The following is a 24,793-nucleotide window of genomic DNA, read 5'->3' as shown; positions in this document are numbered from 1 at the left end:
TCTTTAAAGTTGAGTAGCTTGCTTTTGTAACCACCCCTTGAGATTCTGATAAGCTTTTAACCAGCGTTTGTAACTTTCATCATCAGGCTCAAGGCCACAATAACGCATATCTATAAAATTTTGGCTATTTGGATTTTCCACTTCATTAAGCCATTTTCGCACTTCAGGAAAATTAGCAATTCTAGATTTAAGTCGATTGTGCCGATTTAATGCTTCTATGTAACTATGTCCCGGATTAGTAATAGTATGCCCAGGATTAGTAGAATCTGTCTTCCATTCCTGAGTTGCACCCTTTGCTAAGGTAGCAAAAATCATTGCTTTTAATAAACACTCAATGGTTACACCTCCAAAGTGCATAGCGGCTACTCTTCTTTCCGATTCTTTTCTACATAATATTTCAGTATCAAGGTGACGTTGCATAAAAGCGGCTTGGTAATCTTCCATTTTGTTATTTTGTCGTTTGAAACACCTGAATCTTGACACAAAAAAACAGCCGCCTCCACATGGAAGCAGCTGTTTTACAAATTATGCAACTACATATTAGTAATCGAAGTCGCCGCCACCAGCACCAGCGCCAGCAGGAGCGCCGTCTTTTGGTTCAGGCTTGTCAACTATAATACATTCGGTTGTCAACACCATACCAGCGATAGATGCAGCGTTTTGCAGAGCAGAACGAGTCACTTTAGCAGGGTCAACAATACCAGCAGCTAACAAATCGACGAATTCGTTCGTTGCAGCGTTGTAGCCAACACTAAATTCTTTCTCTTTGACGCGTTCAGCGATCACAGCACCATTCTGACCGGCGTTTTCAGCAATCCGCTTCAGAGGTGCAGGTAAGGCGCGAACGACAATCAACGCACCAATCAACTCTTCATCCTTAAGATTGCTCTTTGCCCAAACTTCCAAGTCGGGAGCAAGGTGAGCCAGAGTTGTACCACCGCCAGGAACGATACCTTCTTCCACAGCAGCTTTAGTAGCGTTGATAGCGTCTTCTAGGCGCAGTTTCTTGTCTTTCATTTCGGTTTCAGTCGCTGCACCAACTTTCACGACAGCAACACCACCAGAGAGTTTAGCAAGACGCTCTTGTAATTTCTCTTTGTCGTAAGAAGATTCGGTTTCATCGATTTGACGACGAATCTGTTCGACACGAGCCTTAACAGCAGCTTCGTTACCTTCGGCAACAATTGTAGTGCTGTCCTTGGTGATGGTGATCCGGCGAGCTTTACCCAGGCTATCCAGCTTGGTGTTATCTAGCTTCAGACCAGCATCTTCGGTAATTAGTTGACCACCAGTTAAAACGGCGATATCTTCTAGTAGTGCTTTGCGGCGATCGCCAAAGCCAGGAGCCTTAACAGCAGCCACGTTTAGTACACCGCGTAAACGGTTTACTACCAAGGTTGCCAAAGCTTCTTTTTCAATATCTTCAGCGATAATTACCAAAGGACGACCAGCACGAGCTACTTGCTCTAACACTGGTACAAGGTCTTGTACCAAAGCGATTTTCTTATCGGTCAGCAGTATGAAAGGCTCATCAAAAACCGCTTCCATCCGCTCAGGGTCGGTAGCGAAATAAGGAGAGATGTAGCCTTTGTCAAAGCGCATCCCTTCAGTGATTTCCAACTCGGTAAACATAGATTTCCCTTCTTCTAGGGAAATTACGCCTTCCTTGCCTACCTTGTCCATTGCTTGGGCAATCATCTGACCGACTTCTTCGTCATTACCAGCCGAGATTGCACCAACTTGGGCAATAGCTTTGGAATCTTCCACTGGACGGGCGTGTTCTTTGATTTTGTCTACCAAAAAGGCAGTAGCTTTATCAATACCACGCTTCAGGGAAATTGCATTAGCACCAGCTGCAACGTTCCGCAAGCCTTCTTTGACGATCGCATGAGCTAAAACGGTAGCAGTTGTGGTGCCATCGCCCGCAGCATCGTTGGTTTTAGAAGCAGCCTGACGAATCAAAGCTACGCCAGTGTTTTCAATGTGGTCTTCTAATTCGATTTCTTTAGCGATCGTTACACCGTCATTAACAATTTGCGGTGCGCCAAATTTCTTTTCTAGGACTACGTTACGACCTTTGGGGCCAAGGGTAACAGCTACAGCCTCAGCCAGGATGTCAATGCCTCGTTCTAAGGCGCGACGGGCGTTTTCGTTGTAGATAATGCGCTTTGCCATAATTGTTAGTTGTCCTTTGTCATTTGTCTTTTGTCATTTGTCCGTCGTCATTTGTCCTTCGTCATTTGTCCTTTGTCATTGGCTAATGACTAATGACCAATGACCACTAAACAACAACTGCTAAAATATCTTTTTCAGAAAGCAGTACATATTCTTCGGTGCCGAGCTTAATGTCAGTGCCAGCGTACTTGGAGTACAACACCTTATCGCCGACTTTAATTTCCAATTCCTGACGACTACCGTCTTCGTTACGCTTACCAGGACCAAGGGCAACTACTTCCCCTACCTGGGGCTTTTCCTTGGCGGTATCGGGCAAATACAGACCACCTGCGGTCTTTTCCTCTGAGGCGTTCACTTTCACGAAAACGCGATCGCTCAAAGGTTTAACTGTAGAAACGCTTAAAGATAAAGCTGCCATAATTATTTTCTCCAGAGATTAGCACTCTCAACCCCTGAGTGCTAATTTACCTAAAATTGGCATCCAATGGCAAGAATTCCTTGAGTACGGGTTCCCGAACTAGAAGATCGTTGATGTACTTAAGTATTAATGCCTAATTATTTATATCCTTCGGGTTCTGTTCTGTAAGTTACGTATATTTTTATATGGTCGTAGGGAGTCGGGAGTCGGGAGTCGGGAGTAGTGAAGAGTTTTCCCAATCCCCAATACTTATATTCGAGAGGCTCTGCTCAGTACAAGTTGCCCAATGCCCCATTCTCTTCTCAGTCAACTTTATTTGCAAAGCTTGGAAATTGTTATAGAACTGTAATCAAGGAGCTGCTCGATAAGTAACAATACAGTGATCCAGTCAAGCCATCAAATCCCCAAAGCCACTAATCTAGAATATAAAGCCCTGAGTAATTGTGTAGAAAGTTTTGGACTTGCAAAAATTCAGCGACACATTTTTATTTGCGCTGACCAGACAATTGTTAATTGCTGCTCAAAACGAGCTAGTCTGGAATCCTGGGAATACTTAAAAGAACGACTTAAAGAGTTAAAACTTGATGAGTCGCAACAGAATTATTCCTTATGCGTCTACAGAACTAAAGCCAACTGCTTGCGCGTTTGTTCTTCTAGACCCATAATAGTGGTTTACCTTGATGGTGTCTGGTATCGCCAAGCAAACCTGGAAGTTATTGAGCGGATCATCCAAGAACACTTAACAGGCAATAAGGTGGTAAAAGAATATGCGTTTTTCAACCATCCTTTGCCAGAAACTTCCCTAGTTTCTTGTGAACACCTCATTGAGGCTTAACAACCGAAGGATATGGAACAGCAGTAAGCTTTAAGAAAGTGCGGGTTGGTTTTGAGGTAGGGTCATCTTTAAGCCAATACTTACTTGTGAGTCAGAAGGATTATTATTTAATCAGTGTTTTTTCGCCCGCCACTTTCAATGCGATATATAATAGCGCATTATAGATACTACTGCTATACGTATCCTTGCTGGACTTTTGCTATCGAGCTATTAGTCTCTTGAAAATGCTCGGCATTTTTGAGACTTCGAGACAGCAAAGGCAAGTTAAGTAGGAAAAAGGACAACATCTCGAAATAACCCACCATAGAGGATAAATATTCAAGACTTTGATGGACCGAAGCGCGACAAGTGCCACTGCTATGAAAGAGCCCAGCATGAAAGATCACAAACGACTTCTATTGATTGATGATGACCCTAACCTCATCTTGCTGGTGAAGGATTACTTAGAATTCCGGGGATACGAAGTCATCACCGCCGAGAATGGACGTGAAGCTCTGGAAATTTTAGAGCAAGATGTTCCAGACATGATTATCTGCGATGTGATGATGCCGGAAATGGACGGATATACTTTTGTGGAACAAGTCCGGCAAAACGAACGCACCAGTTGGATTCCGGTTCTTTTCCTTTCAGCTAAGGGACAAAGCGCAGACCGAGTTAAGGGTCTGAATAAAGGTGCTGATGTTTATATGGTCAAGCCCTTTGAACCAGAAGAACTTGTAGCCCAAGTTGAATCCTCGCTGAAACAAACTATCCGTTGGAAAGAACACCAAGCAAAAGGAGGCGAAAACGGTTCCCGCATCCAGGTTCCCTTCGATGTGCAATTAACCCCAACCGAACTGAAAGTAGTCCAGTTTGTCGCTAGGGGTTTAGCTAACCGGGAAATTGCTGAAGAACTAAATGTTAGTCAGCGCACGGTTGAAAGCCATGTGTCCAATATGTTGGGCAAAACCAATCTCCATAACCGCACTGAACTAGCGCGGTGGGCGATTGAAAATCAAATGGCCTAAAATCAGTAACGAGTGCTGAGTGCTGAGTGCTGAGTGTTTTTGATTCAGCACTCATAACTCAGGACTGAGAACTCAATTTACCAACCATCTTCTTCAGGGCTGGATTGGTGCAAAACTTCTAAATCCAGTTCATCTAGGTAAGTTAGGGCACTTTCAATCTGAGAAACAGTACCTCGCAGTTCCAGATCGAAGCAGCTATATTGTGGCACGTTTGCGCTTACCTGAGCATCAGCAATAATAACTGTGATCCCATAGTGAGAAACCAGTCGTGAAATGACTGGTTCCTCATGCAAGTCTTTAGGAATACGAACCTGGATGCGAGTTTGGGTGCGTCTATTCTCTAAAATATCTGTATTAGATTTTACTTCTTTATTTGGAATTGCCATTCGAGCTTCCTACTCGACTTCTAGGATGAGGGTTTTAGTTTGCACGATTTCTTTTAACACTAGCGTCACTTATCCCACGTAGGCAAGCAAGAAAGTATTTACATTTGCAAACCATTAATCTAGATACAAGTAGGTCAATCGCATCTTTTGGCGTGAAACTAGCCAATTCTAGCTAGATTATTCTGATTCCTTGTGTCAAGCCTGATTGAGATCCTCTTACCCTGGAAAAGTTGCCATCATCAATTTTCTGTCTTGGAGTTACGATCAATATTGTAAAACGTTGTATCTGATATACAAAATCATGCTACCTTTTAAGAAAAAAATTGTGACTGATGAAGCCATGCGTCCGGTAGCAGTGTTAATTGATTATCAGGACTGGCAGCAAATTGAGAAGATATTAGAAGCTCATCAATCACAACAAAAACAAGAGTTTTATTTAAACCACTATGCAGGTGTAATTCAACTAACTCAAGACCCTTTGGAATATTAGAAGCAAATTAGGGATGAGTGGTGTTGACACAACCTTTGATTTTTTTAGATACAATAAATTAACACTCCATCAGTGTAAATTGTGTAATGGAAGCGATCGCCTATTTTGGGTTAAGAGTGCGATCGCAATTCCTTCCACAGCAGAATTTCAGCAAGTTTTAGATAATCTCACGTCTGGAGAATGAGCGATCGCTTATTTTGGAGTTACGATAAATTTCTTCGTTACTTAACTTGTTCAAATTTAAACAGATCATCGCTACCTCTAACTACTTTGACAAGAACAGGTTCTTGTTGGCGATCGCCTTTCTTATTAAAACGAAGTGGATACCCTGAAGTTTCGTTTGCTGGAAGAGAAAAATCTTGAGATTTGAGGTTTTTTAAAACCGTTTGATGTGTGGGATTATTAGACATAGATATAGCTTTAATAAAAGCTTGAGTCGCATCATAAGCTGTAGCTGTGCGCCAGCTAATCCTTCCTCCCCACATTCCCTTAGCTTCCTCTGCAAATTTTGTTGACTTTGTTGAGTTTTGCTCTTCTGCAAACCAATCTACAGATATAACCAAACCTTCAAAAGCTTCTGATTTCAAAGTGTCTGGATTATACAAAGAATTTCCTCCTAGCAGAGGCAATTTTTTGCTTCCCTGAGCGCGAGCAATTGCAAGTGCCACCGAAGTTAATTCTGTATTCGGAAACAGAACAATTGCATGTGCTTGATCTTGGTCATTAATTTTTAAAATTTCGGCAGATATATCCAATGAGGCATTAGCCAAATTTATAGTACGTATAACTTCATTATTATTATCTTTAAATGAGCTTACAAACTGTTCTTTTACGTTATTACTATAAGTATCATTAGGATTGTAGAAAATAACTACTCTTTTATAGTCTTGATTGCTAGCATAATTTGCTAACTTGGCGGCATTTACTTTAGCAGAAAGTACTGTTCTAAAAAATACTCTGCTATTTAGTGAGGTACTTGTACTTCCTGGAGATATCATTGCTATACCAGCGCTTTCATACTGAGGTAGTGCCGCTTGACTATTTGGACTAGTATAGTGTCCAATAACTCCTAGAATCTTTTTATTTTGATCTTTAATTAGCTCTCCAGCAACTTTTTGAGCTTGAGTTTTATCGCTGCTATCATTGGCAATTACAATTTTTAAAAATCGCTTATTCACTCCATCTAAACTGTTAAAATTATTTTGTGCCTGTGCAACTCCTCGCAATAGTTCTTTAGAAATATTTGCTTCTTTATTAGTATCTGGTAAAACCACTGCCAGAGTTAGTGGATTACCTTGTTGATCTGCTCTAGCATTGTTGTAATAAATTCGCAACTCTGGATCGTAAGGAAAGGCTTGTCTAGCTTTTTGAAAAAAGTCAACAACTTGAGCTTGGGTATAATCCTTGTTTTGAAAAGCTTCAAAAGCCTGAGTAAGACTTGGATTTTCACTTCTAACAAATAAAGTAAACTTACCTTCGCTAATCAAAGATGGCGATCCTGGCTGTGGCTGTTTTGGTTGTTCCGTTGTTGACGGTGTTGGGACTGGCGGATTGTTAGTAACTGAATTGTTTTCTGATAATTTCCAGTATGACAACCCAAGTACTGAAATTAGTAGTAATGGAGCAAGCCCTAAGACAAGGCGCTGTTGCTTTCGTGTTGCTAATTCTTGGCTAGCATATAAAAATTGATAATCTTCAGCAAGTAACTGTTTATGTTCTGCCCATGCTTGAGCTTGTCGTAATTTCGTCCCCTGCAAGAGATGAGATTTATTCTGACGATTAGACTCTAGCCATGCTTCTAATTCCTTTGCATAAGGTCTCAAATTTGCTAACGCCTGATTAACCCAGTTGTTATCAAAAACAAACTTATAAATGCGGTTATAAACTCTTAACTTGCCATTTTGTTTAACTACCAATCCCGACAGGCGCAATTCTATTTGCCCCGGACTATTATCTTCTTCAATTTCTCCTTTTCGTAAAATTTGTTCATATAATTCAAGCAACAGATCCGCAGGCTGCTTGTTGCTGAAAATGCGATCGCGTATTGTCCTCAAATGCTCTGGATCATCCTGAGATTGCCAATGTTGGACTATCCGCGATTGTACTAATTCTTCTACAGACAATTTTTGCTCATCATCTAAAATAAATTGACAAATTTTTTGGGTAAGAAAAGGTTGTCCACCAGTCCATTCCAAAACCTCTTTTAGCTTTTCTTGGGAATTACTGACTTTACCTACTAATCCCATAGCTAAAGGCTCGGCTTCATCTACATCAAAACCTTTGAGTTCAATGGCTTGACCAATATTAAAAGGTGTACGCTGTTTATCTTGAATCAAATCAGAGGGAGTTGCTACTCCTAAAAGACAAAATGTGAGGCGTTGATATTCTGGCTTATCAGCACGTTGATTATAGCAAGCTCGAATCAAAGCGAAAAAATCTTCAGTCGAAAAACTTAGGCTAAGAACGCTATCAATTTCATCTACAAAAATCACAATTTTTTGATGAATAGCGGTTAGCATTTCCTCTTCAATAAACTTGCCTAATCGCTGTAATGAAGGCAGTACTTTTTGTGCTTTCCACCATTGGTCTAAATCAAAATTATCATTTAGTTTTAAACTCTTAACCAGTCTGTCAATCACACCTGCATACCATTCATCAGGAGTAACATTGTGAGTACCGATCAAAGTAAGATCAATACCAGCACAAGCAGTTCCCTCTTCTTGCAACCTTTGCATGGTTCTTACCCGCAAACTCGATTTACCCATCTGCCGCGAATTTAGGACATAACAGAATTCCCCTGCCTTCAACTTTTTGTATAAGTCCTCATCTGCCTGCCGCGTGACGTAAGTAGGGGAATCAGGAAGTAAAGTACCCCCAACTTGGTATTCATAGTTTGGGTTAGGTGCTGGATTCATGAGTTATTACCAATGCAGTTGCACACTAAATCATTCTCAGGCTTTCCTCTCTGCTTGCAAAGAGGATTTAGGAGAAATTTCTAGGAAATTTTAAATCATCACTAAAAGTCAAAGCGAGCGCGAAAATAAAACCGATACAAATCACACAAGGGCATAACATCATCACCCGTGTATTTTACTAGTCTCATACACCATAATTTATACGCTTTCTCTGGGTCTATTTTGACTGGGGTATTGACAGCAACTACTTGTCTCATAGTTGCAAGTAGTTCTGGATTATCCTGCAATGTTGACCAATGGCGAAGCAGATGATCGCTGTATAAGCCTTCTTGTGTGGGAGCAATTTTCAATAGTTCTTTCAATGTTAGTTCACGCCACGCTATTTTATACAGCGCCTCCTTCACCAGCCAAGGATGCCCACCAACCATCGCCATTAGTTGGGCAACTTGCTCTTCATTCCAAGGGAGTTGGAGGCGCTGTGCTAAATTTTGCACCTGTAGCCGATTTAACTCTGGTATTTCAATACCTTTCCCGACATTTAACGGTGATCTATTCTTATCTCTAGGAATGTAATCTTCTTTAGAATAGGCTATTACCAACCGGAGCTTTTTCCAAATAGGGTTAGTTGTGCGCTTATCATACCAAGCGCGTAGTAATGCAAGAAAGTCACTAGCTATGTGATAAGAGAATATGACATCAATATTATCTAATCCCAAAACTAGCGGACTATTGATTGCTGGCAACAAATATTCTTCAAAGTATTTTGTACAGTCTATGTTGGTGTTCACTGTAACTTTCCACTTCTGAGCTAGTTTCTCTGATAGATTTAATTCTCTGGCTATGCTGGCGCAGAACCATTGCAAGAAAGGCTTTGAAGTATTGAATAATTTTTTTTCTGGCTCTTGAAAGTCTAACCGTACTGTTTTATAGCCTTGCTGAGTTCCATAATCCAAAATCTGGCTCATTAAGTAGGTTTTACCCCATTGCAAAGGCGCTCTCAACCGAATTAATCCCCCTGGCTTCTTCACTTCTTTGTAACAATCAGCATAAAAAGCTTGATCGAAAAACGGAAATTCCAGTTCTGGGGATAGTTCTGGATCTAACAAACCGTTCAAATCAGACGAATTTTCAGCTAAATTCATCTGTCCATCAGGCAATACTGGTTTTGTCACTGGCAAAGGAGGATAAGCAGATGAGGGAATGGGGGAAAATAATTGTTCGCCTCCCAATTCCCCACTCTGGCACTCTGCTAATCTTTCTACATTCCCGTTTGGCACTAAACTAAAAATTTCCTGTAAAATTCTGTGAGTGTCAGCAGCCGACTTCCACTCTTGCTGCTGAATCTGTTGTAAATAACCCCGCAAATCGTAATTCAGTGGCGCACTCCGAGGGAAGTTAACGCGAATAGGCAAAATCACCGGCTTATGCTGATCGCTGCCATCCCGTAACTCTTTAGCCTGTCTCACCTCTTCTGTCACCATCTCGCTAGTTGCCGAACGCTCAGACAACAGCAACAAAAAGTAATCACACTGTTGTAGTTCTTCATCAATGCGCTGAGGCCATTTTTCCCCTAAGCGAATACTCTCGCCTGCCATGAATGCTTCGTGTCCAGCAGCTTTAATAGCTTCATAAAAATCCTTGGCAAGGCTCAAGTCTGGATCTTGGCTGCGGTAGCTAATAAAAAATCTAGCGCTTTGGCTGGGTGCTGGCAAAGTTGGCATAGTCGGATAAATATCCAGAAATTATGACGAATTTGGCTATATTATTGCAATTTACGGAATCGAAGCTAGTTTTTACTTTTTTCTTTTTTCTAAACAACTTACTGGTAGCCGATAACCCGACCTACTGGTACATTTAGTAACTAAAATTTTGCCGCCATTATCTGTATTCAGTTCTAAAATTTGACGAGCCATAATTCAATTAGCTTGTAGCTATCTGCTAAAAAGGTCAGTAAAGTAGTTTTTAAAATACATTTATATAAATTTTTTGGTAAACAATTTTTATTTGGAGGAAGTTTACTTAAGAGAACTATCTCAAAAACTATACCAATAAACCAGTTTCCCTAAAAATTTACTTTTATCCCGTACCTTACATCTATATGACTTCACAATCTTCTCGTTCTGGCAAAATTCTGGTAGTTGATGACTCTCCTGATAACGTGTTTTTGATCAAAACTATTTTGGAGGAAGAAGGTTACACGATTAGCACAGCAGAAAATGGTATTTCGGCTTTAGCAGAATTGAAAGCTTCTCCTTGTGACTTGGTTCTGCTGGATCTGATGATGCCAGATATGGATGGGTACGAAGTTACTAAGCACATTCGTGGAGAGATGAAATTGCCACAATATATCCCTATCCTGCTGATTACTGCCCACGATGCGCCCAACGTTGCTCATGGATTAGATTTGGGTGCTGATGATTTTATCCGCAAACCTGTAACAGTAGATGAATTGCTGGCACGAGTGCGATCGCTCCTACGTTTGAAGCATAGTATGGATGAACGTGATGAAATTGCCCGCCAGCGAGAAGATTTTGTCTCTCGTCTCACCCACGATTTACGCACTCCCTTAGTGGCGGCCGATCGCATGTTGATGCTATTTCAACAAGGTGCATTGGGAACATTATCACCACAAATGCAGGAAGTAATCACCATTATGGCCCGTAGTAATATCAACCTGCTTACTATGGTCAATACCTTATTGGAAGTTTATCGCTTTGAAGCAGGTCGCAAAAGTTTGGCATTTCAACCAGTTAATCTAGGACGTTTGCTAGAGGAAGTGACTGGAGAATTAGCACCTCTAGCTCAAGATAAAACACTGTCGCTAAATTTGGATTTCATTGAAGAGTCAAACACAGTCATGGGTGATCGCTTAGAATTACATCGTCTATTTACAAACCTTATCGGCAATGCAATCAAATTTACCGACTCCGGGTCTGTGACTATTCGTTTTACTTCTCAACGACAGTTAGACAAAAGTAGTCAATCTCAGTTATCTGGAAAATCCAATCCAGTTGCATATATTAGCGTTGCGATCGCGGATACTGGCCCAGGGATTCCCACCGAAGAACAGTCCACCATATTTGAACGATTTCGTCAAGGTAGTCACAAGAGTTCTGGTAGTGGCTTGGGACTCTACCTTGCTCGTCGAATTGTTGATGCACATCAAGGCATTATTTTGCTGAATTCTGAATTGGGGAAAGGTAGTGTATTTATTGTCCTTTTACCCGCCACAACATCATAAAATTAGCAATTATAATTTATGAATTACGGGGCATTTTATCCTAATATTTCATAAATTATAACTTTACTAATATCTCCCAAGAATTTCAAGCAAATATTCTAATTAGAAAGTCAAACGCTAAAAAATGACGAATTAAATATGCTGAGATAGCAACGCCACATTAAAAAAATAGTTTTTGAGGATACCAAAAAATGATTACCACTGAATTATCTAAGATTGGCGATATTATCCAGAATCAGCGAGAGTTTTTTGAAACTGGTAAAACTAAAGATGTTGCTTTTCGCATTGAACAACTTAAAAATCTCAAGCAAGCCATAATTGAGCATGAACAAACAATAGTCGAGGCATTAAAAGCGGATTTACATAAACCAGAATTGGAGATTTACGTTACAGAAATAGGCGTAATTAAGGAAATTGATTATGCTATAAAACATATCAATGCCTGGAGTAAGCCGAAAAAAGCAGCTGTTTCCCTTGATTTTTTTTCCTACTCAGCGAAAATTTATCCAGAACCTTTAGGGGTTGTTTTAATCATTGGCCCTTGGAACTATCCATTTCAGTTAAATATCTCACCGTTAGTCGGTGCGATCACAGCCGGGAATTGTGCAATTATCAAGCCTTCAGAAATTGCTTCTCATACCTCTGGTGTCATTGCTAAGATTATTGCCAAACATTTCGACCCAGCTTATATTGCAGTCGTAGAAGGAGATGTGGAAGCAAGTCAAAAACTACTTGCAGAAAAGTTCGATCATATCTTTTTCACGGGTGGCACAGCTATCGGCAAAATTATCATGGCAGCAGCAGCCAAATATCTCACACCAGTGACTTTAGAATTGGGTGGTAAAAGTCCTTGTATAGTAGATACTGATATTAATCTTGAACACACTGTCAGACGAATCACTTGGGGCAAATTTATTAATGCTGGACAAACTTGTATCGCCCCTGACTATCTTCTAGTTAATAAAAAAATCAAAAAAGATTTAGTAGATGGGCTGAAAAAATGCCTAAAAGAGTTTTATGGTGATAATCCTATAAGTAGTCCTGATTATGCCAGAATTATCAGTCAAAAACACTTTGATAGATTGGTTCGTTTTCTCAAAGATGGTGAAGTTATCATAGGTGGAGAAAATCAACCTTCAGAGCGTTATATTGCTCCCACAGTGATTGATAATGTCTCTTTGGAAGATTCTGTAATGCAGGAAGAGATTTTTGGGCCAATTTTACCAATTATTGAATATACTGACGTTGCCGAAGCGATCGCGTTGATTAACTCTAGACCTAAACCTCTGGCGTTATACTTATTTTCTCAAAACAAAAACCTGCAAAAGCGAGTTTTGCAGGAAACTTCATCTGGTGGAGTCTGCATCAATGACACAGTGATGCAGGTTGGTGTCTCGTCTTTACCATTTGGTGGGGTAGGCGATAGCGGCATTGGCAACTACCACGGCAAAGCTAGTTTTGACACTTTTTCCCATAACAAAAGTGTATTGCAAAACTCTTTCTGGCTCGATTTAAAATGGCGATACGCTCCTTATGAGGGCAAATTGCCACTCATAAAGAAACTTTTGGGTTAAAAAATTAGGAGTTAAGGATAAAAATCCACAACTCCTAATTATGCCAATTTTAGATTTTGAATTTTGGATTAAAGAAGAAATTTAAAATCTAAAATCCAAAAGCGTTGCTGTAACGCTCCTCAGCCCAAGGTTCACCACGGCGATGGTAGCCATTGCGCTCCCAAAAACCAAGTTCTTCACCAGCTAAAAACTCTAAACCATTAATCCACTTAGCACTTTTCCAAGCGTAGAGGTGGGGAACAACTAGCCGCATGGGGCCACCGTGTTCAGATGAAAGGTCTTCACCAAAAACTTTAAAGGCAAAGAAGTTTTCTTCCCGGATAAAATCTTCTACAGAAATATTTGTAGTGTAGCCGCCGTAGCAGTGTTCCATAATGTAGGCTACTTTCGGATCTAGCTCAATCAGATCCATGAAATCTGTAACTTTGATGCCAGTCCATTTGACATCAAGCTTAGACCAGCGCGTTACACAGTGGAAGTCTGCCGTGAATTCGTGTTGAGGTAGCGCCATAAAGTCTGACCAACTAAAGGTAGCAGGTTTTGCCAAACCCCAAACTCGAAACTCCCATTCCTCAATACTGACTTGGGGAGTTGCGCCGTAAGTTAGTACGGGGAAACCTTTAGCTAAGTGTTGACCAGGAGGAACACGTTCCCCCTCTTCTTTCCCTGGTTTGTGAAAAAATTTTCCTAGCATAGTTGGAGAAAAATAAGTTTTCTCAAAGTGTTTACAAGCTTTCTTGCTAAATTGCCAACACTACCAGATGTTTTACTTTTATATGATTACTTGATTATCACTCATCAATGATAGGTAATGGGTAATGGATGTTCCCAATTACTCACTACCAATTTTTATCGAGCTAATGAGCTTGTATAGAGTATCTATGATTCAAAATGCAATCAGGAAAGCTAATAAAAAGCGTTGGTCCAGTAGTAAGAAGATTGGTGCTGTTTATGCTTTGCCTGACTGGGAAATTATGATTCTTCTTCCTCTTCTTCAGCCGTTGGATACACAAATGTAGAACGTCCAGTCAAAATTGACTTACCCAGAGAGAGGGCTTTCTGAGCTTCGACGACGGCTTTGTGCCTCCAGGTAGCTCGACGTTTATCTCGTTTTGATTTGGAAGTTTTCTTCTTAGGAACAGCCATGTCAGCAGATATCGCGATTCTTGACAACCTTCTTATTCTAGGCCATCCGCTGACGCAGAGAACAACAGGTAAGGTGAATTGATCGGTTGAGATTAAAGTATGACACGGAAATAGAGGGAATTATTTAAGTATTCCACTCTTTACGTCTCCGTGTCTAGCTTAACGAAGAGGCAGGGGGAAGGAGGGAGATGACCCCTTCATTCCTACCGTGAAGCGGAGCGGAACATGGGTCTGAGTCCCAACTTATAAGAAGTGGGGACTCAAACCCTACGGGAAGGTGGCGCAACAGTTGGGGTTGAATCTCCATCTGAACTGTCCCCCCTGCTCCCTTGCCTCTTCTTCAATCCTTCATTTTTTGCTTGATACACCGTTAGCTGCTGTAGAGCTATTGTCAAAGAAAAGTAGCGATCGCGCAGTTTTGAAGTAAGTAGCCCAGTTTTGAGCATCGGGACGCGATCGCCATTGGGGACGACTCACATCTAATGCCAGAACTGGTGCGATCGCTCCAAAATTTTGTACGGATACAATGATTGAAACATCTGTCACCAATATATCTTGGTCGAAGCTCCTTTGGGCGGCGGCTCTAGCGGCCGCTTCCGCCCTCCGTAGAACGGTTTCATAGTTTTCTTCTGGCAGGCGGTCAATAGCTAGATCGACTCTAGCGGTGTAAGCTTGCACAACCTGGGGCGCGATCGCTTCCGTCAAAAACCACGCAGGAACAGTGGATATGAGCAAAATTAATAAAGGAACTATCCGGATTCTTCTGGCAATTTGGCTAATAACTGAAAAGGGAGTGATCGATGATGGTAGGTGAGCAGCAATCTTGCTCATGACCTTCTATCTCCTTAGTGATGATCTGTTATTGAAATTAGGTAAAAAGTATTTTCCGACTATCCAACGTAATAAAAATTACATTCTAACTTAAGATTCGATGAGAATCACCTAGACTATAAGACATAGGTTAGCTTTGTTTTTTTGGCAAAGCCAACCGCAATTTTAAGACCAGCAAACAATAACTGACAAAGAGCGGGATGGCAAATTACTGGGCGATCGCGATTGGCATCAATCACTATCAGTTATTTCAACCTTTAAGTTGTGCCCAAGCTGATGCTGAGGCACTAGAGGATTTTTTAGTGACAGAGGCAGGCTTTCTCCCCAAACATTGCCTGCTAATGACGGATACTTCGCCGCCAATTGGAGATCGATCAACTTATCCAACTAAAGAGAATATTCTGTTGCTGCTTGAGGATTTGGTAGCCACAAGTTGGCAACCGGAAGACTATCTGTGGTTGTTCTTTAGCGGTTATGGAGTCAATTACAAGGGCAAAGATTACTTAATGCCCGCAGAGGGCAACCCCGAACTCGTGCAAGAGACTGGCATAGAATTGCGATCGCTAATGCAAAGTCTCCAACTTGCTGACTTGAATGTATTGCTACTACTCGATATCAACCGCGCTTTTGGCACTCAAGCTGATGCTCCCGTTGGTGAAGAAACAATAGAACTAGCCCAAGAACTACAACTAGCGACAATTCTTTCTTGTCAACCAGAACAATTTTCCCACGAAAGTAGCGAATTAGGTCACGGATTCTTTACAGCAGCTTTATTAGAAGCTTTGCGTTCTGGTAATGGCAGTAACCTGTCAGATTTAGAAAGTTACCTAAGTCTGCTCATGCCAAAATTATGTCACCACCACTGGCGGCCTGTCCAAAACCCTGCAACTATCATCCCATCAAGGGCGCAGATAATCTTGCCAGAATTGGCAATGGAAAGTAACTTTGAAGCAAATCCGGTGATTTATCCCGAAGAATCCTTTGCTGTTGCTCTTGCAGCCCCTCCCCTTGACGATTACCCCAGAACTTCAGCAGAACGGGGCAGATGGGGAGAAGCTACTGTGAACTCCTCCCAGCAGGTGAAGGCTTATAAGGTTGAGAAGCCTAAAGGTCAACCAGTCCAGGAGTCAGCTACTAGCTTAGTTTCCCAGCCAATGGCGGAAACTTCTTTAGGAGCGAATCCCAAGGGAAGATTTATCCCCAATTCCTCCAAAGGTTACGTCTCTCGATTGCCATCAAATCAGCCAAGTCTCCCTTTTTGGAAACAGTTTATCTTGTGGGGCGGAGGCAGCTTGCTAATAGCAGGTTTAATTGCTGTAGTTTTTCTTCGCAATCAAGAAACTTTTAGAATTAAGCAAATATCAACTGCATCGCCTAATGCTACTGCTAGCGATCGCCAGGTGATTGAGAATTTACCAAGCGATGTCTCCGACGGGCTACGCACTTCAGTAGTTAGAGTCAACAACCAATCTAGCGCCCAAATCAACTCTAGTTCCGAGTCGAAAAAGCGGAATCAAGCAGTATTAGACTTGGCGAAAATGTCGCTCAGACAAACTCAGGCTAGCGATTTGAGTATGGCGATCACTACAGCTCGGAAAATTAAACCTGGTGAACCACTGTACGAACAAGCTCAGGAAAATATTAAGATTTGGAGCCGAATGATTTTAGATTTAGCAGAGGGTCGTGCTAAACAAAGACAGTATGCTAGTGCTATTGCCGCCGCTCGATTAATTACCAAAGATGAAGCCCCCTACGCCAAAGCACAAGCAGCAATTAACCTGTGGCGGCTAGAGGGCAAGCAGTATGTGAGTAACAAAACTCTTTTAGATGCAGCTAATGCCTTAATTAAATCTGGACAGGCATCTACCTACAATCGGGCGATCGAAGTTGCCAAGAAAGTACCAGCAGGTCAACCAGGCTTTGATAGTGCCCAAAAGTCGATCAATAAATGGAGTGAGAAAATTTTAGACATGGCCAAGCGTCGGGCCGCCGAAGGAGATCGGAGTGCCGCAATTGCAACTGCTGCGTTAGTGCCAGAGGAGACAGGCGCTTACGAAGATGCTCAAGATGCCATTCAAAAATGGCAAAAGAAATAGTAAAAAAATAATAAAAGAATAGTTAGGAGTCAGGAATTAGGAGTTATATTATTGATCCCCGACCTATTACTCCTTACTCCTAACTTTTCACTCAGCCCTTATATCTCAGTATTAGCAGTACTGCGATACATCTTCGCCACACTCGTCGGCTAGATAGCACAACGCTCGGAAACGCAAACCAACCACTTCTTCATATAAGGGGTTGAGCTTGCACATGGGTGGAATGTGAAACAAAGTTTTCCCAAATACTTTGACATCGCGCTCAAAGGGACATTGAGATGGGATCAGTTTGCACAAACGGTGAGCCAATTGGCGATCGCGGACTTGAATGTTTTCTACTCGTTGCCGTAGGGGTTGGAGAATATCCCAGTAAGGCTTGGAAGGAGAATGGTTTAGCTGGGTTGCTTTATGGTCAGTAGTTTCTGCTTGATTGATTGATACCCAGCTCGCCAGAAAAATCTTTTTCGTGGTATTGTCGAATACCTTCATGGTTAACCCTCTGTATTATTGAGGCTATTCACCTTTTTGATGAATATATACAACGTGGCAACGAACTTTCCCGGAAAAATCGCGTTCTGACTGCGATATAATATAATACCTGATTAGCCACTTAAGTCAGAACCTCATTTATTACTACGTCAAGTTAATCGCAAATTTCTGGTGATCGGTAGTGTAATATTACGATCTTGTTCATAACTTGACACAGTTTAAATTCTAATAAAGACATCCATCGTTGGATAGGTTTTAGTGTAACATTTACAGAACTTAATATAAGGTCTTTCTAAAAGAATTTTTGCTAAGTATAAACATCAGTAATACCCTAGAAGGCATTTTTACTGTCCGTGTTCCCACTTTCTCACGTAAGTGCATCCTGTTCATCGCTGGCTGAATGCCGCAGAAGTAGTGATTTTTGAGCGAGTAGAATCGATTGCATTTCACAAAACTTACGTTGGCAGTGGCAATTTGAGAATGATATAGTCTGACGCATTAAAATCAGATGAACTTGCTTATGGGTGTTTTTGTACTCTACAGCGCAATCCATCCTGGCAGTATGCTGTACACACGCCTTCAGTGACAGCAACCTAACAAGTTAGATCGAAGAACTATAGGCAAGCTCTATACCCTTGAGAAAAGAAAGCGCAAAGACGTTGAGAAAAATTCTGTGTCTTTGCGCCCATCGAAGTTTGAGCGGTGAAAGCCACTGCTCAAATTTCTCTCTGTATGATATTTTTACCTTAAATCCTCTATGATGCTACCTGAGCAGCAGTCCGAGTCCGCCTTCTTCTCCCATCAGCAACTTTTACAGGTGGCTCATCAGGGATTTGCATCAACAAAGTCACAGATGGTTGACATTGCAATTCCCGACGGATTGAACGTTGCAATTCTCGTTCTAAAGTACCTTGCAATCCACCCCAGTCTATATCTGCTGCTTCACCTTGCTCAGGAGCAAATTCTGTCCAGCGCACAGTGAGGATTTCTTCAATGCGTTGTTTTACCCAAGTTTGTAGGAGCGCTCGCTCTACAGTTGTAACTACACCCCGCAGGTGAGTTTCTGGTTTCGCCAACAGTTTACCATTCCAATCAATGGCAGCTGCGATCGTGATAATGCCTTCTGAAGCCATGCGTTGGCGTTCTTGCAGCACTTTCGCACTTACCATACCTGAACTAGTAGTATCCACCAATTCGATACCAGATGGCACTTTCCCAGCGACGCGAATAGCATCTTCTGTCAGTTCGACAATATCACCATTCTGAATAATGATCATGTTTTCTGCGGGAATGCCCATACTCTGAGCAGTTTCTGCGTGCTTCACTAGCATCCGATGTTCGCCGTGAAATGGGACAAAGAACCTGGGTCGAGTTAAGGCAATCATCAGCTTTTGCTCTTCCTGACAGCCGTGACCGGAGACGTGAATCCCTTTATCCCGTCCATAGACCACTTTTGCACCCTGAATCATTAATTTATCAATGGTGTTGACTACAGCGATCGTATTTCCGGGAATGGGGTTAGCAGAGAATACTACTGTATCTCCTTGGCGGATTTTAATATGAGGATGTTCTTTATTAGCAATGCGAGTCATTGCTGCCATCGACTCACCCTGAGAACCTGTAGTTAAAATTAGTACTCTTTCATCAGGCAGATTTCGGACTGCGTGTAATGGTTGCAGCAGATTATCTTCACACTTGATGTAACCTAGATTACGGGCATGAGCAATCAAGTTCAGCATGGAACGCCCCACAATCGTCACTACGCGATTTTGCTTCTTGGCGATATCCAAAATCATATTGATGCGATGCACGCTAGAAGCAAAGGTTGTGACAAATAATCGCCCAGTCGCTTGACTAAATACTCTCTCCAGGTTTGGATAAACCGAACGTTCTGAAGGTGTAAATCCTGGTATCTCAGCGTTAGTGGAATCACTTAGCAGGCAAAGAACGCCTTTTTCACCATGTTCTGCTAATCGTTGCAAATCAAACTTTTCACCATCTACTGGGGTATGGTCAATTTTGAAATCCCCTGTGTGAATGACTACACCAAGGGGAGTATGAATGGCAACAGTGAAACTATCAGCAATGGAGTGGGTGTTACGGATATATTCCACTAAAAAGTTTTTGCCAATCCGCACTACATCACGTGGTAAAACTGTTCTGATTTCGGTGCGATCGCGGACTCCTGCTTCTTCCAATTTACCCTCTAGCATCGCCATTGCTAGCCTAGGCCCATAAATCACGGGGATATCAAACTGCTTGAGATGGAAAGCAATCCCACCGATATGGTCTTCATGACCGTGAGTAACGATCATCCCCTTAATTTTGTGGCGATTTTCCCGTAGATAGGTCGTATCTGGCAAAACAATATTTACTCCATGCATTGCCTCTGTGGGGAAAGCCAATCCTGCATCTAACAGGATGATTTCATCGTCATACTCAAAAAGACAGGTATTTTTCCCAATTTCGTGCAAACCGCCCAAAGGAATAATTTTCAAGGCGGAATTATTAGCTTCGTTTTTAGCCATTTTCTCCTTAGATTGTTACTTGTAGTTAATTAAGTTGATAGTTAACTTTCTTTGTATTTAAGACAACATCATCTGTCTCTTAAGTCAGTCTGAAATCAAGTTTTAATTGAAATTTTCAATTTTTTATTCAATAAAATCGACTATACACTTGAGGATTCATAGTATATCTATCAGTCCTAGCACATGTTTTTAAATTCCAACTTATGAACAATTATGCTCATTGTTTATATCTATCTTTAGAAAGCAGCAGACTACCAAAGTTTAACTAGATGGTGGCTAGATTAAACTAAGTTCTTTTAGAACCGCTTCTAACTTTTGACTTACTTCTAAATCAGCTTCACATAGCGGTGGACGAGTTGAACCAACCTCCCAACCTTGGAGTTTCAGCGCTTTTTTCACTGGAATGGGATTTGAAGTGAGAAATAAAGCTTTAAACAACGGGAAGAGTTGGAGATGAATGTCGCTTGCTACCTCAATTTTTCCCGCACTAAAAGCTTGGATCATCTGCTGTAGTTGGTTTCCTACCAGATGAGAAGCCACACTTACCACACCCTTTGCCCCGATCGCTAACAAGGGCAAAGTCATGTAATCATCACCAGAATAGATGTGGAATTCTTTTGGTGTCAAGCGACGGATTTCGCTTGCCTGGTCTATGCTACCAGTCGATTCTTTAATCCCGACAATATTGCTAACCTCAGCTAACCGGGCAACTGTTTCTGGCTGAAGGTTTTGTCCGGTACGACCTGGGACATTGTATAACAACAATGGTAAGTCGGGACAGGCTTGTGCTATTGCCTGAAAGTGCGCTTCCAATCCCGCTTGCGGCGGTTTATTGTAATAAGGAACAACTTGTAACGAACCATGTACTCCTATCTTAGACGCTTTTTGGGTGGCAGCGATCGCTTCTTTGGTGGAATTTGAACCACAACCTGCGATCACCTTGGCTTTTCCGGCCACGGACTGTAATACCTCGACAAACAACTGGTATTCCTCATCCCAACTCAAAGTAGGGGATTCTCCTGTTGTCCCGCACATCACCAATGTATCTGTACCGTTGTTAGCTAGATGCACTGCCAGTTCTGCCGCTACACCATAATCTACACTACCGTCTGCTTTAAACGGTGTAATCATAGCGGTTAAAACATTACCAAAATCTCCCACCCTGTTTTCACTCCTGATTGCCCATGTTTTTGTATCTTGGTGGTTTCCTATTGTAATAACCTATCTGCAAATTGCTTTCAAGTGTCATTTGTCATTTGTCACTTACCAATGACCAATGACTAATAACTAATAGCTAATGGTTTGAGTAGATTTTTTTCTACCAGTAACTCGGCGATTTGTATTGCATTCAATGCTGCGCCTTTGCGGATTTGGTCGCCGCACAACCATAATTCCAAGCCACAAGGATGAGAAATGTCCTGACGGATTCTTCCCACTAAAACTTCATCTCTACCTGTTGCTTCAATTGGCATCGGAAAATGATTAGTTTCCCAATCTTCTACCAATTTCACTCCAGGGGAGGAATTTAAAATTTCTCTGGCTTCCTCGGCACTAAAGGGAGTCTCAAATTCTAAATTAATGGCTTCTGAATGGGCGCGGAGTACGGGAACCCGTATACAGGTCGCAGTGATTCTGATTTGCTGCGTGCCAAATATTTTTCGGGTTTCGTTGACCATTTTCATCTCTTCCTCACAATAACCCAAATCATTTAATGGTGAGTTGTGGGGAAATAAATTAAATGCCAATGGGTAAGGCAATACCTCAGCAACTGGCGGCTGTCCTTGTAGTATAGCGCTTGTTTGGGCTTTGACTTCTGCCATTGCCCTAGCCCCTGCCCCACTAGCAGATTGGTAGGTTGAAGCCACGATACGTTGCACTGGTTTAACTTTGTGCAATGGCCATATTGCCACAGTCATCAAAATCGTTGTGCAGTTAGGGTTAGCAATAATGCCCTGGTGATTAGCTGCGGCTTGTGGATTCACTTCTGGCACTATTAAGGGAACTTCTGGGTTCATCCGAAAGGCACTGGAGTTGTCAATTACCACTGCACCCTTTGCCACGGCAACTGCTGCCCAAGCCTTAGATGTGGAACCACCCGCACTAGCTAGTACTATATCGACATTTTCAAAGGCGCGATCGCTCACTGGCTCTACTGGGATATTTTCCCCTTTAAACCGTAGCGATCGCCCAGCACTGCGCTCTGATGCCAATAACTTCAAGTCAGCAATCGGAAAATTACGGCTTTCTAATAATTCCAGCAACTCTGTGCCAACTGCACCAGTGGCTCCCAAAATAGCTAAACGATAGGATTTCGACAAACTTGCTTCCTCCTTTAATAGACTTATCTGCAATTCTTTGGAACAATTGACAATTTGTTTATATTTAAATAGCAATCACAGTCTTGAAATAAATTTTGAATAAATTTATATTTTATCTAATTTAATCTATCTTTAATAAATTTATTTAGTTGGTTATTTAATAAGTTAAGTGATGTTGCACTTTACAACAACCGCCATTCAACTTTATTCATTTATCTAGACTATATTATAATATTGTACAACAAAACGCCATCTAGCAGAAAAATACATATATCTGCACTTAGACATTTGACCTGTAAGGTGAATAAACGTCTTGGCTGTAAAGTTGAGTTGCCAGCATGATGAATGTACTATGATGCAAATTGTATAAAATTGGCAACCTATAAAATCGAGCTATGTGGCAAGGTAGCATATTTGCTCCTGTACCACAATATAGCTAGACTCAATGCTATAACTTTGAAGTAAAAAACTACTGGCTGAAAATCAGAATATCACGGTCTTAGCCCACCGAATAATGAATTCTTGACTTTCCAGTGCTAAATTCAGACTAACTGAAAATTGCGGACTAGGGAATAGGGATAAAAATCTTCCCAATCTGCAATGATTCAGCACTTGTTACAAATATTAGGCAAGAAACCCCAGACGTTCTTAGACCTGGGAGTGTCAATAATTGTTATGACGGTAAATTGTCAAGTCCTTAGCCATTGGCAGTAAACTGGATCTCTGTGCCAGGACACACAATCCATCCTTGGATGTCATAAAGCCTTGTGACAAACTCCCTCTCCTCCCTAAGAGACATCAAGCTATAAACGCGAAAAATTATTGCGTCTTGTGTGTACTCGGAGATTAAAATACCAGAAAACTAGAGACGAAGCATGAAAGTTACCCAGGAAAAACTTCCCGCCAGCCAAATTGGTCTGGAAATAGAGATTACGCCGGAAATTACCAAGCAAACTTACGAACAGGTCATTAAAAACTTAGCGAGTACTGCCAATATTCCTGGGTTTCGTAGAGGCAAGGTACCTCGGCCGATATTACTACAAAGGCTGGGTACAACTCGTATCAAGGCAGCAGCGCTGGAAGAACTAATTCAAGACGGCATTGAGCAAGCGGTTAAACAAGAAGCTATCCCGGCAATCGGTCAGCCACAATTGCGCTCCTCCTTTGAGGATTTGATTAATAATTATGAACCTGGAAAACCTCTGACGATTTCGGCCGCTGTCGATGTAGAACCAGAAGTAAATCTAGTGCAGTACACTGATTTGCTTTTCCAAGCTGAAGAAGTCAAGTACGATCCAGAACGAGTGGACAGCACCCTCGACAAGGAACGTCAAGAATTGGCGACATTGATTCCTGTGGAGGGACGTGCAGCCCAAATCGGCGATGTTGCCGTAGTCGATTTTAAAGGTTCATTCGCCAGAGCGGAGGGTGAAGACGAAACGGCTGAACTAGAACCGATTCCTGGAGCCGAAGCGACTGATTTTCAAGTTGAGTTGCAGGAAGATAAGTTTATTCCAGGCTTTATATCGGGAATAGTAGGGATGAATCCTGAAGAAACTAGAGAAATTGCGGCTCAGTTCCCAGATCCGTATGCCAATGAGGATTTAGCTGGAAAAGCAGCAACTTTCACAGTGACGCTCAAAGAACTGAAGGAAAAAGAACTACCAGAAATAAATGACGATTTCGCACAAGAAATCAGCGATTTTGAAACTTTAGAAGAGTTACGCGCTTCTTTGGTAGAGCGATATCAAAAAGAGGCGGATGACAAAACAAAAACAAATAAGCAGGAAGCCTTGTTAACGGAACTGCTTAAGCACGTAGAAGTTGACTTACCACTAACCTTGGTTGAGCAAGAAGTGGATGCAATGCTAACGCAAACAGCAATGCGCCTGTCTCAGCAGGGATTAGATGTGAGGAAATTGTTTACTCAAGATATTATTCCTCAATTGCGGGAGCGATCGCGTACTGAGGCCATCGAACGGATCAAACGTTCTTTGTCCTTGCGGGAAGTCGGTAAACGCGAATCTATTGAGGTAACACCAGAAGAAATCGCAGCCAGAGTCAAAGAACTTTTGGAGGAGTACCCAGAGGAAAAAGAGGTTGATGAAGATAGACTGCGCTCAATCGTGGAAAACGAACTATTAACCGAAAAAACCATCAATTGGCTCTTAGAACATTCCTCAGTTGAACTTGTACCCGAAGGCTCGTTGAGTGCCTCTGAGGAAACAGAAGCTGCAGAATCAGATGCTGATGTATCTCAGACAGAGGAAGAAAACAGCGAACCTTCTACAACAGAAGTCACAGAAGGATAATAAAAAATCCCAAAGCCATAAGTTCACCAGTC

Annotated in this window: 21 protein-coding genes; 8 read left to right on the top strand and 13 right to left on the bottom strand. The window is 41.7% G+C overall.

The genetic code is table 11. From position 1 onward, the window contains the following. Positions 1-3 precede the first annotated feature (3 nt). The 3 genes from FBB35_RS14560 to groES form a co-directional block, all read right to left on the bottom strand. A complete protein-coding gene (locus tag FBB35_RS14560) occupies positions 4-444 on the bottom strand; it encodes a hypothetical protein (protein WP_069071442.1) in 441 nt (146 codons plus the stop codon). 96 nt (positions 445-540) lie between these two features. Beyond that, positions 541-2,175 carry a chaperonin GroEL gene (groL, locus tag FBB35_RS14555; protein WP_174710210.1) on the bottom strand — a complete coding sequence of 545 codons (1,635 nt, stop codon included), beginning with the start codon at positions 2,173-2,175 and terminating at the stop codon, positions 541-543. A 106-nt stretch (positions 2,176-2,281) separates the two neighbouring features. Beyond that, positions 2,282-2,593, bottom strand: a complete 312-nt coding sequence (gene groES / locus FBB35_RS14550; RefSeq protein WP_174710209.1) for a co-chaperone GroES — start codon at positions 2,591-2,593, stop codon at positions 2,282-2,284. Between the two features lie 379 nt (positions 2,594-2,972). Between groES and FBB35_RS14545 the strand changes: the two genes are divergently transcribed. Together FBB35_RS14545 and FBB35_RS14540 are read left to right on the top strand one after the other, a co-directional pair. After that, positions 2,973-3,428, top strand: coding sequence for a ferredoxin (locus FBB35_RS14545; protein WP_174710208.1), 456 nt, complete (start codon positions 2,973-2,975; stop codon positions 3,426-3,428). A gap of 329 nt (positions 3,429-3,757) precedes the next feature. Further along, the gene (locus FBB35_RS14540) at positions 3,758-4,435 is read left to right on the top strand and encodes a response regulator transcription factor (RefSeq protein WP_012407592.1); all 678 of its coding nucleotides are present in this window, start codon (positions 3,758-3,760) and stop codon (positions 4,433-4,435) included. Positions 4,436-4,512: 77 nt separating this feature from the next. On the opposite strand, the gene FBB35_RS14535 is transcribed toward FBB35_RS14540, so the two are convergent. After that, the gene (locus FBB35_RS14535; protein ID WP_174710207.1) at positions 4,513-4,821 is read right to left on the bottom strand and encodes an NIL domain-containing protein; all 309 of its coding nucleotides are present in this window, start codon (positions 4,819-4,821) and stop codon (positions 4,513-4,515) included. 325 nt (positions 4,822-5,146) lie between these two features. On the opposite strand from FBB35_RS14535, the gene FBB35_RS14530 reads away from it, so the two are divergent. Both FBB35_RS14530 and FBB35_RS14525 read left to right on the top strand, forming a co-directional pair. Next, on the top strand, positions 5,147-5,311 hold the full coding sequence (locus FBB35_RS14530) for a hypothetical protein (RefSeq protein ID WP_254625947.1): 165 nt from the start codon (positions 5,147-5,149) through the stop codon (positions 5,309-5,311). 13 nt (positions 5,312-5,324) lie between these two features. Continuing rightward, on the top strand, positions 5,325-5,495 hold the full coding sequence (locus FBB35_RS14525; protein ID WP_174710205.1) for a hypothetical protein: 171 nt from the start codon (positions 5,325-5,327) through the stop codon (positions 5,493-5,495). A gap of 37 nt (positions 5,496-5,532) precedes the next feature. Here the strand turns inward: FBB35_RS14525 and FBB35_RS14520 are convergent, their stop codons facing one another. Next, positions 5,533-8,226, bottom strand: coding sequence for an AAA-like domain-containing protein (locus FBB35_RS14520; RefSeq protein ID WP_174710204.1), 2,694 nt, complete (start codon positions 8,224-8,226; stop codon positions 5,533-5,535). Between the two features lie 101 nt (positions 8,227-8,327). Next, positions 8,328-9,947, bottom strand: a complete 1,620-nt coding sequence (locus FBB35_RS14515) for an AAA-like domain-containing protein (RefSeq protein ID WP_174710203.1) — start codon at positions 9,945-9,947, stop codon at positions 8,328-8,330. A gap of 377 nt (positions 9,948-10,324) precedes the next feature. Between FBB35_RS14515 and FBB35_RS14510 the strand changes: the two genes are divergently transcribed. After that, positions 10,325-11,467, top strand: coding sequence for a hybrid sensor histidine kinase/response regulator (locus tag FBB35_RS14510; RefSeq protein ID WP_174710202.1), 1,143 nt, complete (start codon positions 10,325-10,327; stop codon positions 11,465-11,467). A 191-nt stretch (positions 11,468-11,658) separates the two neighbouring features. Beyond that, positions 11,659-13,041: an aldehyde dehydrogenase gene (locus FBB35_RS14505; RefSeq protein ID WP_174710201.1), complete on the top strand. Its 1,383-nt coding sequence runs from the start codon at positions 11,659-11,661 to the stop codon at positions 13,039-13,041. Positions 13,042-13,129: 88 nt separating this feature from the next. Here the strand turns inward: FBB35_RS14505 and FBB35_RS14500 are convergent, their stop codons facing one another. From FBB35_RS14500 to FBB35_RS14490, 3 genes are all read right to left on the bottom strand, one after another. Then, entirely contained in the window at positions 13,130-13,735 is a 606-nt protein-coding gene (locus FBB35_RS14500) for a sulfite oxidase-like oxidoreductase (RefSeq protein ID WP_174710200.1), read from the bottom strand. A gap of 278 nt (positions 13,736-14,013) precedes the next feature. After that, positions 14,014-14,187, bottom strand: coding sequence for a 50S ribosomal protein L32 (gene rpmF, locus FBB35_RS14495; protein ID WP_012407602.1), 174 nt, complete (start codon positions 14,185-14,187; stop codon positions 14,014-14,016). A 348-nt stretch (positions 14,188-14,535) separates the two neighbouring features. After that, entirely contained in the window at positions 14,536-15,018 is a 483-nt protein-coding gene (locus FBB35_RS14490) for a hypothetical protein (protein WP_174710199.1), read from the bottom strand. Between the two features lie 200 nt (positions 15,019-15,218). Between FBB35_RS14490 and FBB35_RS14485 the strand changes: the two genes are divergently transcribed. Further along, complete coding sequence (locus FBB35_RS14485; protein WP_174710198.1) at positions 15,219-17,114, top strand: caspase family protein; 1,896 nt, start codon at positions 15,219-15,221, stop codon at positions 17,112-17,114. Positions 17,115-17,225: 111 nt separating this feature from the next. Here the strand turns inward: FBB35_RS14485 and FBB35_RS14480 are convergent, their stop codons facing one another. The 4 genes from FBB35_RS14480 to FBB35_RS14465 all read right to left on the bottom strand — a co-directional run bounded on the left by FBB35_RS14480 (position 17,226) and on the right by FBB35_RS14465 (position 22,449). After that, a complete protein-coding gene (locus FBB35_RS14480; protein ID WP_174710197.1) occupies positions 17,226-17,603 on the bottom strand; it encodes a Mo-dependent nitrogenase C-terminal domain-containing protein in 378 nt (125 codons plus the stop codon). A gap of 755 nt (positions 17,604-18,358) precedes the next feature. Next, entirely contained in the window at positions 18,359-20,131 is a 1,773-nt protein-coding gene (locus FBB35_RS14475; protein WP_174710196.1) for a ribonuclease J, read from the bottom strand. A 276-nt stretch (positions 20,132-20,407) separates the two neighbouring features. Further along, on the bottom strand, positions 20,408-21,292 hold the full coding sequence (dapA, locus tag FBB35_RS14470; protein WP_163927740.1) for a 4-hydroxy-tetrahydrodipicolinate synthase: 885 nt from the start codon (positions 21,290-21,292) through the stop codon (positions 20,408-20,410). 119 nt (positions 21,293-21,411) lie between these two features. Continuing rightward, positions 21,412-22,449, bottom strand: coding sequence for an aspartate-semialdehyde dehydrogenase (locus FBB35_RS14465; RefSeq protein ID WP_174710195.1), 1,038 nt, complete (start codon positions 22,447-22,449; stop codon positions 21,412-21,414). Positions 22,450-23,324: 875 nt separating this feature from the next. On the opposite strand from FBB35_RS14465, the gene tig reads away from it, so the two are divergent. Beyond that, the gene (gene tig, locus FBB35_RS14460; protein ID WP_174710194.1) at positions 23,325-24,761 is read left to right on the top strand and encodes a trigger factor; all 1,437 of its coding nucleotides are present in this window, start codon (positions 23,325-23,327) and stop codon (positions 24,759-24,761) included. The last annotated feature ends 32 nt before the right edge of the window (positions 24,762-24,793 follow it).

Source organism: Nostoc sp. TCL240-02, assembly GCF_013343235.1.
In the GTDB taxonomy this organism is placed as follows: Bacteria; Cyanobacteriota; Cyanobacteriia; order Cyanobacteriales; family Nostocaceae; genus Nostoc.
This window is presented reverse-complemented; position numbering and strand designations above follow the sequence as displayed.

Bases quoted from the DNA above. Each gene is read 5' to 3' on its own strand.
- FBB35_RS14560 (WP_069071442.1), bottom strand. From the start codon at position 444: ATGGAAGATTACCAAGCCGCTTTTATGCAACGTCACCTTGATACTGAA.
- groL (WP_174710210.1), bottom strand. From the start codon at position 2,175: ATGGCAAAGCGCATTATCTACAACGAAAACGCCCGTCGCGCCTTAGAA.
- groES (WP_174710209.1), bottom strand. From the start codon at position 2,593: ATGGCAGCTTTATCTTTAAGCGTTTCTACAGTTAAACCTTTGAGCGAT.
- FBB35_RS14540 (WP_012407592.1), top strand. From the start codon at position 3,758: ATGGACCGAAGCGCGACAAGTGCCACTGCTATGAAAGAGCCCAGCATG.
- FBB35_RS14535 (WP_174710207.1), bottom strand. From the start codon at position 4,821: ATGGCAATTCCAAATAAAGAAGTAAAATCTAATACAGATATTTTAGAG.
- FBB35_RS14525 (WP_174710205.1), top strand. From the start codon at position 5,325: ATGAGTGGTGTTGACACAACCTTTGATTTTTTTAGATACAATAAATTA.
- FBB35_RS14520 (WP_174710204.1), bottom strand. From the start codon at position 8,226: ATGAATCCAGCACCTAACCCAAACTATGAATACCAAGTTGGGGGTACT.
- FBB35_RS14515 (WP_174710203.1), bottom strand. From the start codon at position 9,947: ATGCCAACTTTGCCAGCACCCAGCCAAAGCGCTAGATTTTTTATTAGC.
- FBB35_RS14510 (WP_174710202.1), top strand. From the start codon at position 10,325: ATGACTTCACAATCTTCTCGTTCTGGCAAAATTCTGGTAGTTGATGAC.
- FBB35_RS14505 (WP_174710201.1), top strand. From the start codon at position 11,659: ATGATTACCACTGAATTATCTAAGATTGGCGATATTATCCAGAATCAG.
- FBB35_RS14500 (WP_174710200.1), bottom strand. From the start codon at position 13,735: ATGCTAGGAAAATTTTTTCACAAACCAGGGAAAGAAGAGGGGGAACGT.
- rpmF (WP_012407602.1), bottom strand. From the start codon at position 14,187: ATGGCTGTTCCTAAGAAGAAAACTTCCAAATCAAAACGAGATAAACGT.
- FBB35_RS14490 (WP_174710199.1), bottom strand. From the start codon at position 15,018: ATGAGCAAGATTGCTGCTCACCTACCATCATCGATCACTCCCTTTTCA.
- FBB35_RS14485 (WP_174710198.1), top strand. From the start codon at position 15,219: ATGGCAAATTACTGGGCGATCGCGATTGGCATCAATCACTATCAGTTA.
- FBB35_RS14480 (WP_174710197.1), bottom strand. From the start codon at position 17,603: ATGAAGGTATTCGACAATACCACGAAAAAGATTTTTCTGGCGAGCTGG.
- FBB35_RS14475 (WP_174710196.1), bottom strand. From the start codon at position 20,131: ATGGCTAAAAACGAAGCTAATAATTCCGCCTTGAAAATTATTCCTTTG.
- tig (WP_174710194.1), top strand. From the start codon at position 23,325: ATGAAAGTTACCCAGGAAAAACTTCCCGCCAGCCAAATTGGTCTGGAA.